Source organism: Methylobacterium aquaticum (genome assembly GCF_001043915.1).
In the GTDB taxonomy this organism is placed as follows: domain Bacteria; phylum Pseudomonadota; class Alphaproteobacteria; order Rhizobiales; family Beijerinckiaceae; genus Methylobacterium; species Methylobacterium aquaticum.
The window spans coordinates 1-13,311 of record NZ_LABX01000374.1 but is presented as its reverse complement, the minus strand read 5'-3'; the positions used below and the strand labels follow the sequence as shown (position 1 = coordinate 13,311).

General features: G+C 72.7%; 11 protein-coding genes, 2 tRNA genes and 1 pseudogene. 11 read left to right on the top strand and 3 right to left on the bottom strand.

Annotated elements, in window-relative coordinates; translation table 11 throughout:
* Nucleotides 1-610, bottom strand: a pseudogene (locus VP06_RS32310) (hypothetical protein); the annotation flags it as partial.
* A 127-nt stretch (nt 611-737) separates the two neighbouring features.
* Entirely contained in the window at nt 738-1,370 is a 633-nt protein-coding gene (locus VP06_RS32305) for a 2OG-Fe(II) oxygenase (protein ID WP_048467919.1), read from the bottom strand.
* Between the two features lie 411 nt (nt 1,371-1,781).
* Between VP06_RS32305 and VP06_RS32300 the strand changes: the two genes are divergently transcribed.
* From VP06_RS32300 to VP06_RS32290, 3 genes are all read left to right on the top strand, one after another.
* Nucleotides 1,782-3,572, top strand: a complete 1,791-nt coding sequence (locus tag VP06_RS32300; RefSeq protein ID WP_048467923.1) for an ABC transporter ATP-binding protein/permease — start codon at nt 1,782-1,784, stop codon at nt 3,570-3,572.
* A 65-nt stretch (nt 3,573-3,637) separates the two neighbouring features.
* A tRNA-Val gene (locus VP06_RS32295) sits at nt 3,638-3,712 on the top strand.
* A 128-nt stretch (nt 3,713-3,840) separates the two neighbouring features.
* Nucleotides 3,841-3,915, top strand: a tRNA-Val gene (locus tag VP06_RS32290).
* A 258-nt stretch (nt 3,916-4,173) separates the two neighbouring features.
* On the opposite strand, the gene gph is transcribed toward VP06_RS32290, so the two are convergent.
* Entirely contained in the window at nt 4,174-4,872 is a 699-nt protein-coding gene (gene gph / locus VP06_RS32285; protein ID WP_048467918.1) for a phosphoglycolate phosphatase, read from the bottom strand.
* A gap of 193 nt (nt 4,873-5,065) precedes the next feature.
* On the opposite strand from gph, the gene VP06_RS32280 reads away from it, so the two are divergent.
* The 8 genes from VP06_RS32280 (at nt 5,066) to VP06_RS32245 (ending at nt 13,263) form a co-directional block, all read left to right on the top strand.
* Nucleotides 5,066-5,506: a hypothetical protein gene (locus tag VP06_RS32280; protein WP_048467917.1), complete on the top strand. Its 441-nt coding sequence runs from the start codon at nt 5,066-5,068 to the stop codon at nt 5,504-5,506.
* A gap of 254 nt (nt 5,507-5,760) precedes the next feature.
* Entirely contained in the window at nt 5,761-6,471 is a 711-nt protein-coding gene (rpiA, locus tag VP06_RS32275) for a ribose-5-phosphate isomerase RpiA (protein WP_048467916.1), read from the top strand.
* 68 nt (nt 6,472-6,539) lie between these two features.
* Nucleotides 6,540-7,094 (top strand): DUF2059 domain-containing protein, encoded by a 555-nt coding sequence (locus tag VP06_RS32270; RefSeq protein ID WP_048467915.1) that lies wholly within the window; start codon nt 6,540-6,542, stop codon nt 7,092-7,094.
* Between the two features lie 8 nt (nt 7,095-7,102).
* Complete coding sequence (locus VP06_RS32265; RefSeq protein ID WP_048467922.1) at nt 7,103-8,311, top strand: O-antigen ligase family protein; 1,209 nt, start codon at nt 7,103-7,105, stop codon at nt 8,309-8,311.
* Nucleotides 8,312-8,316: 5 nt separating this feature from the next.
* Entirely contained in the window at nt 8,317-9,714 is a 1,398-nt protein-coding gene (gene gor / locus VP06_RS32260; RefSeq protein ID WP_048467914.1) for a glutathione-disulfide reductase, read from the top strand.
* Nucleotides 9,715-9,932: 218 nt separating this feature from the next.
* The gene (locus VP06_RS32255) at nt 9,933-11,027 is read left to right on the top strand and encodes a toxic anion resistance protein (protein WP_053082126.1); all 1,095 of its coding nucleotides are present in this window, start codon (nt 9,933-9,935) and stop codon (nt 11,025-11,027) included.
* Complete coding sequence (locus tag VP06_RS32250) at nt 11,024-12,595, top strand: vWA domain-containing protein (protein WP_048467913.1); 1,572 nt, start codon at nt 11,024-11,026, stop codon at nt 12,593-12,595. Before VP06_RS32255 ends, VP06_RS32250 begins: the two co-directional genes overlap by 4 nt.
* Complete coding sequence (locus VP06_RS32245; RefSeq protein WP_048467912.1) at nt 12,592-13,263, top strand: 5-bromo-4-chloroindolyl phosphate hydrolysis family protein; 672 nt, start codon at nt 12,592-12,594, stop codon at nt 13,261-13,263. The genes VP06_RS32250 and VP06_RS32245 overlap by 4 nt, the downstream gene beginning before the upstream one ends.
* Nucleotides 13,264-13,311: the final 48 nt, after the last annotated feature.

The window sequence follows — 13,311 nt, the reverse complement described above, 5'->3', positions numbered from 1 at the left end:
CCGGCAGGAAGCCGTGGCGGGCGGAGCGGCGGCTCGCGCAGGCGGCGGCGCTCGGCCCCCACACGCCGACATAAGCCGGCGCGGCCTCCTCCGTGTCGCCCATCGCCTCCACCGCCCGCGGGGTCGCCCGGGCGGGCCGCTCGCGTTCGGCGCGGCTGGCCTCCCGCGGCGCCTCCGGCTTCGGCCGCGGCCCGGCGGTCCGGACGGAGGCGGCCGGCGCCTTGTCCTCCGGATCGTCGTCAACCACAGGGGTGCGGGGGGCGGTGTCCCGGGGCGCGAGATCACCGGGTGCGAGATCGTGGGCGGGAGCGGGCTTCACCGGGCCGAAGCCGGATTCGTCCTGCGGCGGATCCCGCATCGCCGCTCCCTCCCGGGGCGCGGCGCCGTCGCGGGCGCCGATCCGGCCCGCCTCCGGCGGGATGGCGTCCGGCGGCGGGCGGCGGCGGTACATCGGGATCGTGGAGCGGTAGGGTTTCGACAGGACCGGCGGCTCGGCGGGCATCTCGAGGTCCGACTGCGCGACGGCTCGGCCCGGGCCGACCATGCAGGCCGCAACGACCAGCACGAACAGGCCGGCCGCAACAAGGCCCGCGCGGTGAAACGCCCTCATGATGCCCCCAAGCGTCCCCCCGGCCGGTGCCGGCGGTCAAGTCTTAGAGCGCGCGCGAACTCCGTGGACATGGGTTTCGGACCCGCGCGTGCAGCGAAATCGTCGGTGTCGCCCGTCGGACACTGTCCTAACGGCCGAAAATGCCCTTCAGGAACTGCGCCGTGCGGTTGCGCTTGCGCTTGCGCTCCAGCTCGGCCGCGTCCTTCACCCAGGCGACCTGCACCACCCGGCGCTCGCCCTCGAACGGCCGATGGCCGTGCCAGGAATTGTCGGCGCGCAGGAAGGCGAACATCGTCCCGATGGTCGGCGGCACCTCGACCGCGTAGGGCTCGAACCGCTCGCCGTCGTACAGCACCCGCAGCCGCCCGGCCTCCGGCGCGTCCCACTCGTCGTTCATGTAGACGAGCAGCGTCATCACCTTCGAGGGGCCGTCGGTGTGGATCGCGCCGTATTTCGGCTGCGAGCGGCGCATGATCGTGGTGAGCCGCGGGCAGGCGACGAGATCGACGCCGAACTTCTCGCTCAGGACCTGCGAGAAGGCGTCGCTCTCCAGCTCCTCGATCAGGTCCTTGAAGCGGCCGGTGAGCTGCACCTCGTCCACCGTGAGGTAGCCGGGCTTGGCGATGGCCGGGAAGTCGCGCTTCAGCGCGGCGATCGCCTCCGGGCGCAGGACCTGCCGGCCGAGGAAGTACCGATAGGGATCATGCGCGACCGGGGCGGCGCGCACGGCGTCGACGTCGAGGATTGAGAGGGACGACATGAAGGGGATCGCACTCGTGAAGTCTGGCGGCAGGGCGCGTGCGGAACGCCCGCCGACCATCGGGGCCGAATGAGGCGGCGGCGGGGCACCGTGGCGCGCGATGGCGCCCCCCGCGCGGAACCCGGCCGTTCACGTCTCGGCGAGCGCGCCCTGCCCCGGGTGAACGGGGTTTAACTTGCAACGGCAACGGCGCCATGGTCCTGCCACGGGGCTGACCCATGGCGGGTCGGTCCGCCTCGGGCGTGCGGGGCCTCTCGCGCCATTCCTGCCGCGCCGCGACGGCGAATGACCGGCCGGTCTGGCGAGAGGCACGCGATGCCCGGCGCGCCCGCGACCGCCACCGAATCACCGGCCCGCCTGCGACAGGCGGGCCCGCTTGAGGCCCGCCCGCCGGGCGGCCCGGAGACCGCGATGCACGGCTTGAAGCAGGCCCTCCTGCAGATCTGGCGCCTGGCCTATCCCTATTACACGACCCGCGAGGTCACGACGGTGCGGCTGTGGCCGCTGCCGGCGGTGCAGATGCAGGAACGCTGGGTCGCCCTCACCATGGCGGCCCTGGTGATCGGCATCGAGTTCGCCCAGGTCGCGATCAACGTGCGGCTGTCGTACTTCAACCGCGACTGGTTCAACGCCATCCAGGGCAAGGACGCCGCGGCGTTCTGGACGCTGCTGTTCTCGGTGTTCTGCCTCTGGGCCGCGGTCTACGTGGCGAGCGCGATCATCCAATACGTGATCCAGTCGTTCCTGCGGATCCGCTGGCGGGCCTGGATGACCCGCCACTACGTCGACCGCTGGCTGGGGCAGGACACCCATTATCGGATGGGCTTCTCCGGCGCGCAGGCCGACAACCCCGACCAGCGCATCGCCGACGACATCGACCAGTTCACCCAGACGACGCAGTCGCTGACCATCAGCTTCCTGTCGGCGGTGTCGAACCTGATCTCGTTCTCGGTGATCCTGTGGAACATCTCGTCCGCCTTCACGGTGCCGGGGACCGACTGGCACGTGCCGGGCTTCCTGGTCTGGGGCGCGCTGGTCTACTCGGCGCTGGTCACCTGGATCACTCACCGCATCGGCCGGGCGCTGGTCGGGCTCAACTTCGAGCAGCAGCGCCGCGAGGCGGATTTCCGCTTCTCCCTCGCCCGCCTGCGCGAATACGGCGAGCAGGTGGCCCTGCTCGGTGGCGCCCGGGCCGAGCGGGTCTCGCTCGGTGAGCGCTTCGGCGCCCTGATCCAGAATTTCTATGCCATCGTCGACCGCCGCAAGAAGCTCGCCGCCTTCACGGTCAGCTACCAGCAGGTCAACGTGGTGATCCCCTACATCCTGGTGGCGCCCTATTACTTCGCCGGCCAGATCCCGCTCGGGGTGATGACGCAGACCGCCGGCGCGTTCTCGCGGGTCGAGAGCACGATGTCGTTCTTCATCACCTTCTACGTGACGCTGGCCGACTACAAGGCGCAGGTCGACCGGCTCACCACCTTCGATGCGGCGATGGCCCGGGCCGACGCGATGGCGGCGGGCAGCGCGCTGGCGGTCGCCCCGGCCAGCGGCACGGGCCTGCACCTCAAGGGCCTCGCCCTCGACCTGCCGGACGGACGGCGCATCGCCGAAGCCCCCGCCCTCTCCTTCCGGCCGGGCGAGACGACGCTGCTCACCGGCCCCTCGGGCTCGGGCAAGTCGACGCTGTTTCGCGCCATCGCGGGCATCTGGCCCTTCGGCGAGGGCTCGGTCACGACCCCGGAGGGCGCCCGCCTGATGCTCTTGCCGCAGCGGCCCTACCTGCCGATGGGGAGCTTGCGCGCCGCCGCCACCTATCCGGAGCCCGCCGGACGCCACGACGACGCGGCGATCCGCGCGGCGCTCGAGGCGGCGCGGCTGCCGCATCTCGCTGCCCGCCTCGACGAGGAGGCGCCCTGGGCCCAGGCCCTGTCGCTCGGCGAGCAGCAGCGCCTCGCCATCGCCCGGGCGCTCCTGGCCAAGCCCGACTGGCTCTTCCTCGACGAGGCCACCGCCGCCCTCGACGAGCCGACCGAGGCCGCGCTCTACCGCATGCTGCGCCACGAACTGCCCGGCACCACGATCGTGTCGATCGGCCACCGCTCGACTCTCACCGCCTTCCACGACCGGCGGATCGACATGACCCGCCGCGAGGATGGCCGCTTCGTGCCGACGGAACTTGTCGCGACGGTGCCGGCGCAATAGCGGCGCGCACGGGGCGACGAAGCGCCTTGACGCGCTGCGTCGCCCCGCCTAGAAGCCGGCTCACAGGGCGCGTAGCTCAGCGGGAGAGCATTCGCTTCACACGCGAAGGGTCACAGGTTCAATCCCTGTCGCGCCCACCACCCTTTCGAGAGTTGGATGGCTCGATCCTGGCGTCCCGTCGCCGGCGAGGATCGCCATCGAGACAGGTTCGGTCCGCGATGCGGCTGCCGGTCAGGCGCTGCGTCACACCCGCAGGGGACCGATCGTCGGGCGCGTAGCTCAGCGGGAGAGCATTCGCTTCACACGCGAAGGGTCACAGGTTCAATCCCTGTCGCGCCCACCATTCGTTCCTCGACGACACAAGGGATGTGAGCCTGTTCAGCTCTCCCAACGCTTTCGCCACCCTCCGCGTCATCCCGGGCTGACAGCACTCACCTTTGAACGTCGCGCGCCTCTCCTCCCCACAAGGGGAAGGGGAAAGCGCATGTTTTTCAATGGGCTGAATTTCAGGGGCGCAATCTGACGATCCAAGCCCGTCATCCTGGATGTCGCGGCCCGGCCCCGGCATATCTGACTGCGATCGGGAGGGCGGCAGAGGCTATCAGGCCACGCCCGGATCCAGCCGCCGCACCGCCTCGTACAGTGACTCGAAATGCTGGATCACCACGTCCGGCCCCAGCTCCTCCACCGGCACGTCGGTATAGCCGAACGGCACCGCCACCACCGGAATGCCGGCCGCCTTGGCGGTGGCGATGTCGGTGCGCGAATCGCCCACCATCACCGCGCGGGCCGGATCGCCGCCGGCCCGCGCGATCGTCTCGGTGAGATGCCGCGGATCGGGCTTGAAGTACGGGAAGGTGTCGCGGCCGCAGATCGCCGCGAAGCGGTCTTTCACGCCGAGCAGCTCCAGGAGCCGGACCGAGTGGTCCTCCGGCTTGTTGGTGCAGACCGCGAGGCGGTAGCCCGCCGCCTCCAGCCGGTCGAGGGCGTCGACGACGCCCGGGAAGAGATGCGACACGTCGCAGAGATGCTGGCCGTAATGGGCCAGGAACACCCGGAAGAGTTCGTCGAGCCGCGTCGGCGTCAGCTCGCGCCCGCCGGCCGCGAATCCGCGCTGGATCAGCGCCCGGGCTCCCGCCCCGATCAGCTCCCGGGCCTGCGCCACCGCCACCGGCGGCAGCCCTTCCCGCTCCAGGATCACGTTGAGCGTGCCGATCAGGTCGCCCGCGGTCTCCGCGAGGGTGCCGTCGAGGTCGAAGACGACGATCGGCGGCAGGGCGGCGGGGCTGGAGGTCGGCATGGGCTCTCGCTGGCTGGGGCGTCGGGACGCCTCCCATACAGGCGGGCGAAGCGGGACGGAACCCGCGCCGGGATGAGCCGGGAGCGGGGCAAGCCCGGGGCAAGCGGGGTCGCGCTATAACAGCGCGAGACGGACGATTCGGCCGGCGCGCCGGTCCGGGCCGTCGTCGTCATGCGTGCGAGGAGCGGCCGCCATGGGCGGGAGAGCGGGTGATCGGATCAGGGCCGTCGGGCTGGCCGCCGGAATCGTGGCGGGGCCTCTGGCCGCGGGCGCGGCGCACGCCGCCTCCTACGAGTTCGTGCCGGCCCCCCAAGCCGACCTCAACCGGGTCTACCGGGTCGACAGGGCAACCGGCGAGGTCATCTCCTGCCAGTACGGCCTGAAAGAGAACACCATCGGCACCACCCTGTGCTTCGGCCCCGGCGAGGGCGCCGGGCCGCAGGCCCCTTCCGAATACAGCCTCGTGGCCTCCCGCCACCTGCGCGAGGCCGGCGTCTTCCGGGTCAACCAGCGCACCGGCGCGATGAGCATCTGCTACGTGCTCGACGACGCCGTGGTCTGCACGCCCCAGGGCAATGCCGGCAGCGCGGCGCCGGCCCAACTCCAGGCCCCCGCCCCGGCGGGCAAGCCCTGATCGCGCGAGCCCCGATCTCACGGGAGGGCGCCAGGGTGCGGCGCCGTTCGCGCGAGGCCGGATGGCCGCTTCCGCCTCTCCCGGCCGCGTGCTAGGGGGCCTCTCGATCAGCGGGGCGGCCGTCACGGAACGCCCCGCCTGCCTTGCCGTCGCCCCGGGGATCGTGTCCCAAGGGGGATGTCCCGGCGGACGAGAGAGTCGATTCGAGGCGCCTTGCCGATGTCCCAGATCCGTCCACCCCGCGGAGGCCGGCGTTGAGCCCGGCCGAACTCAAGCGCGCCGCCGCCGCCCGGGCGGTCGGGCTCGTCGAGGACGGCATGCGCCTCGGCCTCGGCACCGGCTCCACGGCGGCCCTGTTCGTCGAACTCCTCGGCGAGAGGGTCCGGGCGGGGCTCTCGGTCGTCGGCGTGCCGACCTCGGAGGCGACGCGCCGGGCCGCCGAGGCCGCGGGCATCCCGCTCACCACCCTCGACGAGACCCCCGACCTCGACCTGACGGTCGACGGCGCCGACGAGATCGACCCGCAGCTTCGCCTCATCAAGGGCGGCGGCGGCGCGCTCCTGCGTGAAAAGATCGTGGCGGCGGCGAGCCGCCGCATGGTGGTGATCGTCGACGGCGCCAAGCGCGTCGAGACGCTCGGGCGCTTTCCCCTGCCGATCGAGGTCGTGCCCTTCGGCCGTGTCGCCACCACCCTGGCGGTCGCGGCGGCGATCCGGTCGGCCGGCTGCGCCGGGCCGCTCTCCGTCCGCAAGGGCGCCGACGGGGCGCCGTTCCTCACCGATGGCGGCCACCTGATCCTCGATGCCGGCCTCGGCCGCATCCCCGATCCCGAGGCCCTGGCCCGCGCCCTCGTGGCGGTGCCCGGCGTGGTCGAGCACGGCCTGTTCCTCGGCCTCGCCACCGGCGCGATCGTCGCGGAGGCGGCCGACGGCCAGCCCCGCATCGTCACCCTCGGGGCGGCCTGACGGGCCGCCCACCTCTCTCCCCGTCACCCCCGCGTCCCGAGCGGGTGCCTTCCTTCCGGAGCCAATCGATGTCCCCGCGCCGTTCCCGTGCTCGTCTGGCGGGCGTTCTCGCCGCGTCCCTGTCGGGCCTGTTCCTTGCCGGTCCCGCCCTCGCCCAGACGAAGCCCGCCACCCCGGCGCCCGCCGCGCCGCAGCCGGCCGCGATCACCCCGAGCCACCTGGCGCTCGCCAAGGAGGTGATGCTGTCCTCCGGCATCGCCCGCTCGTTCGATTCGATCCTCCCGGCCTTCGGCGAGCAGATCAAGCAGGCGGCGGTCACCCGGCCCGAGCTGACCAAGGATCTCAACGACGTCATCGAGAAGATGCAGCCCGAGCTGGAGTTGCAGAAGCAGCGCATCATCGACACCGCCTCGCGCATCTACGCCAACAAGCTCACCGAGGCGGAGCTGCGCGACATCGCCACCTTCTTCCGCTCGCCGTCGGGCAAGCGCTACGTCGAGACCCAGCCCCAGGTGCTCGACGACATGGTGCAGGCGATGCAGACCTGGACCCAGGAGGTCTCGGAATACATGATGGTCCGGGTGCGGGCCGAGATGGGCAAGCGCGGCCACCAGCTGCAGTGATCGCCCGCATGGCCGGCGAGCGGGCCGAGACGCTCGATCGTCTCGGCGCGATCGTCATCGCTGCCCTGCCGGCCTGCATGGCCCTGGCGAACCGGTCGAGCCCGGTGGTGGTGGGCTTCGCCGGGCTCCTGCTTCTCGCCGGGGCCGCGATGGCCGGGCGCCCCTTGCGGGCGCTCCTCGTCGCGCCGCTGGCGACGCCCCTCGGCCTCGCGGCCCTTGCCTTTCTGGCCTGGTGCGGGCTGAGCCTCGTCTGGAGCCCGCTGCCCGGCCTGTCGCTGCGCACCCTCTCCGAGTTCCTGCCGGCTCTGGCCGGCGCCTATCTGGTGGCGCGGCTCGCGCCGCCGCATCTCGGCGCCGTCGCCGGGCCCGCGGCCTGGATCCTCATCGCGGCTTGCGGCTACGTGGTGGCGGACCTCGCCTCCGGCCTGATGATCCGCGAGGCTTTGGGCCAGCGCGTCGCCGCCTTCGCGTTCAACCGGCCGCTCCTCGTCATGATGCTGCTGGTCTTCCCCCTCACGGCGTTCCTCGCCGCCAGCGGACGGCGCCGCCTCGCGGCGCTGGCCGGCCTCTGCCTCGCGGTGGCGGCCTGGCGCTCGGTCAGCGGCGCGACGGTGCTGGGGCTCGCCGCCGGTGCCGTCACGTTTGGCCTCGTGCGCGGGCTGCCGGCCCGGGCCGGCATCGGCCTCGTCGGAGCGGCCCTCCTCGGGGCTTTGGTCCTGGCGCCGGTCGAAGGCGATCTTCTGGCCCGCACCATGCCGGAATCCCTGCACCAGCGGCTGGCCGGCAGCAGCACCCGGGCCCGGGTCGCCATCGCCCGCAGCTTCGGCGCGGCGGTCGCCGCCGATCCCTGGCGCGGCGCCGGCTACGGCACCTCCGGGCGCTTCCAGGAGACGCCGGTGGCCGAGCGGATCGAGCCCGAGATGCGCTTCATGCTGGCGGTCGGACACCCGCATAACAGCTTCCTCCAGGTCTGGGCCGAGCTGGGGCTCGCCGGCGCGACGCTCGCCTCCCTGGTCCTGGTCCTGACCCTGCGGGGCCTGTCGGCCTGGACGGCGGCGGCCCGCAGCACCGCCCTGGCCCTGCTCGCCACGGCCGGCATCGTCGCCTTCGTCGAGCACGGTGCCTGGCAGGCGTGGTGGACCGCCGGCCTCGGCGCGGCCATCGCCTGGCTGCGCGCCTTGCACTATCAATCGGACGATCTCACGGACGAGCGGTGAACGCCATGACCGACACGCAGCACGAGGCTTTCGACGTCGATCTGTTCGTGATCGGCGGTGGCTCCGGCGGGGTGCGGGCGGCGCGCATCGCCGCCGGCTACGGCGCCCGGGTGCAGCTCGCCGAGGAATACCGGGTCGGCGGCACCTGCGTGATCCGCGGCTGCGTGCCCAAGAAGCTGATGGTCTATGCCGGCCGGTTCGCTGACGAATTCGAGGATGCCGCCGGCTTCGGCTGGGAGGTCGGCACCCCGCGCTTCGACTGGGCGACCCTGAAGGCCCGGCGCGACGCCGAGGTGACGCGGCTGGAGGGCATCTACGCCACCAACCTGATGCGCGCCGGCGTCGAGGTGGTGCCCGACCGGGCGGTGATCGAGGATCCCCACACCGTGCGCCTGGTCCGCACCGGGACCCGGGTGCGGGCCCGCCACATCCTGGTCGCGGTCGGCGCCCATCCGGTGAAGGAGCCGCTGATCCCCGGCGCCGAACTCGCCATCACGTCGAACGAGGTGTTCGAGCTGGAGACCCAGCCCGAGCGGATCCTGGTGGTCGGCGGCGGCTACATCGCGGTCGAGTTCGCGGGCGTGTTCGCCTCCCTCGGCACCCGCACCACCCTGCTCCACCGCGGCGACCGGCTCCTGCGCGGCTTCGACGGCGAGATCCGCCAGGCGCTGGGCGACGCCTATGCCAAGCGGATGGACCTGCGCCTGAACACCACCGTGCACCGCCTCGACCGGCGCGACGGCGCGATATGCGCCACGCTGAACGATGGCAGCGAGATCCTGGTCGACCAGGTGCTGGTGGCGACCGGCCGGCGCCCCAACGTTGCCGGTCTCGGGCTGGAGAAGGCGGGCATCACCCTCGACGCCGCCGGGGCGATTCCGGTCGACCGGTTCTCGCAGACCGTCGCGCCCTCGATCTACGCCGTCGGCGACGTCACCAACCGCGCCGCGCTGACCCCGATCGCGATCCGCGAGGGCCACGCCTTCGCCGACACGGTGTTCGGGGACAAGCCCTGGGCGGTCGACCACACCCTGATCCCGACCGCGGTGTTCTCGACGCCGGAGATCGGCGTCGTCGGCCATGGCGAGGAGGCGGCGCGGCGCCTCTGCGGCGAGATCGACGTCTACGAGGCCCGGTTCCGGCCGATGAAGGCGACCCTGTCGGGCCGCGACGAGCGGATTCTGATGAAGATCATCGTCGAGCGGGCGAGCGACCGGGTGGTGGGTGTCCACGTGCTCGGCCACGATGCCGGCGAGATCATCCAGGCGGTCGGCATCGCGGTGACGATGGGCGCCAAGAAGGCCGATTTCGACCGCACCATCGCGGTCCACCCGACGGCCGGGGAGGAGCTGGTGACGATGCGGACGCCCTCGGTGGTCAAGCAGCCGGTGGCGGTGGGGTGAGCCGGGAGCATCCCGGACCGCCCGTGGCCGCGTGAGGCCGAGGGTCGTCGACGACCATGGGAGGCCGGTCCCGCATGGTCGCCCAGTCCGCGGGCCAAGTCCAGGAGGCCACACCAGGAGTCCCGATCCGACGCCCTCCCGGCCGTGCTCTCCTCTCACGCTGTCATCGAACCGTCATCGAACCTCCGCCAGATCGCCCGGCACGCCCGGAGGTTCGCATGGATGCCCACTCGTCGCTCCGGTCGGTTCCCGCTCCGGCCAAGGGGATTGCGGCCAAGGGGGCCGAGCCCGATCCGGCCCTCGTCGCGCGCATCCGCCAGGAGATCCGGCTCGACGACCGCGCGGCGCTGACGGCCTATGGCGACCAGGCGCAGCGGGGCGTGGCCGCCTTCGCCGACACGATCCTGCGCGACACCCTGAACAAGGATTCCGGCACCGTCGGTGACCTGCTCTCCGACATGATCGTCAAGGTCAACAGCCTCGATCCGGCGTCGCTCGCCAAGACGGGCCTTCTGGAGCGGCTGTGGGGCGGCGCCAAGGCGCGGCTCCTGCGCTTCAAGGAGCGGTTCACCTCGCTCGCCGCCCAGGTCGACCGGATCGCCCTCGAACTCGAGCGCCGCAGCGACGCGCTGCGCCGCGACATCGCGATGCTCGACGGCCTGTTCGACCGCAACCTCGCGCAACTGCGCGAGCTGGAAGCGTATATCGTCGCCGGAGGCGAGGTCGTCGAGGAGGCGCGCCGCGTTCATCTGCCCGCCCTCGAGGCCCGGGCCCGGGCGGCCGGGGACGGCATCGAGGGGCAATTGGCCACGCAGGCCGCGGCCGATCTGGCGCAGGGGATCGAGCGGCTGGAGCGCAAGCTGCACGATCTCAAGCTCAGCCGGATGATCGCCATGCAGGCGATGCCGCAGATCCGCCTCGTGCAGAACGGCGACGCCGCCCTGGTCGAGAAGCTGCAATCCTCGATCGCCACCACGATCCCGACCTGGAAGAACGCCATGACGATCGCCCTGGCGCTCCACCGCCAGGGCGAGGCGATCAAGCTCCAGCGCGAGGTCGCCGACACCACCAACGCCCTCCTTCGCGCCAATGCCGAGGCCCTGCGGACGGGAGCCGCCGGCATCGAGCGCGAGGTCCAGCGCGGCATCGTCGACATCGAGACCCTGGCCCAGGTCAACCGCTCCTTCGTGGCGACCATCGACGAGGTGCTGGCGATCCAGCGCGACGGCCGCGCCAAGCGCCAGGCCGCCGAGGCCGAGCTGGTCAGGATCGAGGGCGAGCTGAAGCGCGCCGTGCTGGGGCAGCCATCGTGACGGCGATCCGCCGCGCCCTCGCGCTGCTTCTGCTGGTCCCGCTCGCCTGGCTGACCGCCTGCGGGCGGCCGCCCCTCGAAGTCGTGATCGCCTCCGGCTCCGAGAACCGGACGCTGGAGCCGATCGTGCAGGATTTCTGCCGGGACCGGAGCGTCACCTGCCGCTTCGCCTACCAGGGCTCCCTCGATATCGGCCTCGCCCTCGCCAAGGACCCGCCGGATATGGATGTGGTCTGGCCGGCCAATGCGATCTGGATCGAGCTGTTCGACCGCGACAAGCGGGTGCGCGACCTGACGCCGGTCGCCCGCTCGCCGGTGATCCTCGGGCTGCGCAGGAGCCGGGCCGCCGCGCTCGGCTGGGTCGGGCGCCCGGTGGCGACGAGCGAGATCGTGGCGGCGGTCCGCGACAAGAAACTCACCTACCTGGCGAGTTCGGCGACCCAGTCGAATTCCGGCGCCGGCGCCTATCTCGCCATGTTGTCGGCGGCGCTCGGCTCCCCCGATGCGATGACCCTGGCCGATCTGCGCAAGCCCGGCCTCCAGGACACGGTCCGCACGCTCCTCTCGGGCACCACCCGCACCGCCGGGTCGAGCGCCTGGCTCGCCGACCTCTACCTCAAGGGGCTGGAGGGCGGCACCGCCTATGACGGGATGTGGAACTACGAGGCGGTGCTGGCCGAGACCAACGCCGAGCTGACGCGCCGCGGGGCGGAGCCGCTTTATGCGATCTATCCCAGCGACGGGGTCGCGGCGGCGAATTCGCCGCTCGGCTTCGTCGACCGCGGCAAGGGCGCCGAGGCGCGGGCGTTCTTCGACGCCCTCCTCAAGCACATGCTGTCGCCGGAGGTGCAGGGACGGCTCGTCGCGCTCGGCCGGCGCCCGGCGATCGGCGAGGCGACCGGGGCGGCGCCGGACCCGAGCTGGAACTACGACCCGGCCCGGCTGGTGCCGCTGATCCGCATGCCCGAGCCGGCTGTGGTGCGCGCCGCCCTCGACCTCTACCAGGAGGCCCTGCGCCGGCCCTCGCTCACCGTCTACTGCCTCGACTTCTCCGGCAGCATGGGCGGCCGGGGCGAGACGGAGCTGAAGGCCGCGATGCGCTTCGTGCTGTCGCACGACGAGGCGGCCCAGGTCCTGGTCCAGAACGGCCCGGGCGACCGCATCGTGGTGATCCCCTTCGACGCCGCGCCGCGGAGTGTGACCCGCGCCACGGGGGCGGCGGCCGATGCCGCGAGCCTGGTCGAGGCGGTCGAGGCCAACCGGGCGGGCGGCGGCACCGACATCTACGCCTGCGCCGCCGCGGGCCTGCGGGAGATCCGCGCCACGCCCGATCTCGGCCGCTACCTGCCGGCGATCGTGCTGATGACCGACGGCCGCAGCGAGGACCGCCAGCGCGACTTCCTCACCCTGTGGCGCGCCACCGGGGCCGACATCCCGGTCTTCGGCGTCACCTTCGGCGATGCCGACGCGACGCAGCTCGACACCCTGGCCGAGGCCACGCGGGCCCGGGTCTTCGACGGCCGCCGCTCCCTGCGCGAAGCGTTCCGCGCCGTGCGGGGCTACAATTGATCCGGCTCCCGCGTCCCGGCGCGGCCGCCGATCTCTGGGCGGGGCTGGCCGGCGGCGCCTTCGCGCCGCTCGCGGCGTTCGGGCTCGGCCTGCCGCTCTGGGTCGCCCTGCCGGGCGCGGTTCTGGTCTTTGCGGGGTTGCGCCTCGTGCTGGCGCCGCGCGCGCCCTTCGAGGGGCTGGACCGGGCCGCCCTCGACGGCGCCGCCCTCGACCTCGCCGGCGAGGTGCTGGCCGCGGCCCGCGGCGACCTCGCCCGCCTGCGCGAGGCCGCCCGCACCGTGCGGGCGCCGGAGCCCCGCGCCCGGCTCGAGCGCCTGCATGCCGTCGCGGTGGCGACCGCCGAACGGGTCGAGCGGGAGCCCCGGCGCCTGAACGCGGCGCGCCGGCTCCTGACCTACTACCTGCCGGCGGCGGTCCGGCTCGGCGAGGGCTACCGGATCCTCGAAGGCGCCCACCGGCCCGATCCGGCCCGGCTCGCCGCCGCGGCCGCGATGATCGGGAACCTCGACGCCGTCTTCTCCCGCCATGCCGACCGGCTCGACGCCCCCGAGATCGAGGGGCTCGACGTCGAGCTGAAGCTTCTTGCCGACGCGATCCGGGCCGAGGAGCGCGGCGGCGCCCCCGAGCCCGGGCCCGCCTCCCCGAAGGACACCGCGTCATGGCGCTGACCCGCCGCCATCTCGGCCTCGGCCTGCTCGGCACCGGGCTCGCCGGCC

Bases quoted from the DNA above. Each gene is read 5' to 3' on its own strand.
- VP06_RS32305 (WP_048467919.1), bottom strand. From the start codon at position 1,370: ATGTCGTCCCTCTCAATCCTCGACGTCGACGCCGTGCGCGCCGCCCCG.
- VP06_RS32300 (WP_048467923.1), top strand. From the start codon at position 1,782: ATGCACGGCTTGAAGCAGGCCCTCCTGCAGATCTGGCGCCTGGCCTAT.
- gph (WP_048467918.1), bottom strand. From the start codon at position 4,872: ATGCCGACCTCCAGCCCCGCCGCCCTGCCGCCGATCGTCGTCTTCGAC.
- VP06_RS32280 (WP_048467917.1), top strand. From the start codon at position 5,066: ATGGGCGGGAGAGCGGGTGATCGGATCAGGGCCGTCGGGCTGGCCGCC.
- VP06_RS32270 (WP_048467915.1), top strand. From the start codon at position 6,540: ATGTCCCCGCGCCGTTCCCGTGCTCGTCTGGCGGGCGTTCTCGCCGCG.
- VP06_RS32265 (WP_048467922.1), top strand. From the start codon at position 7,103: ATGGCCGGCGAGCGGGCCGAGACGCTCGATCGTCTCGGCGCGATCGTC.
- gor (WP_048467914.1), top strand. From the start codon at position 8,317: ATGACCGACACGCAGCACGAGGCTTTCGACGTCGATCTGTTCGTGATC.
- VP06_RS32255 (WP_053082126.1), top strand. From the start codon at position 9,933: ATGGATGCCCACTCGTCGCTCCGGTCGGTTCCCGCTCCGGCCAAGGGG.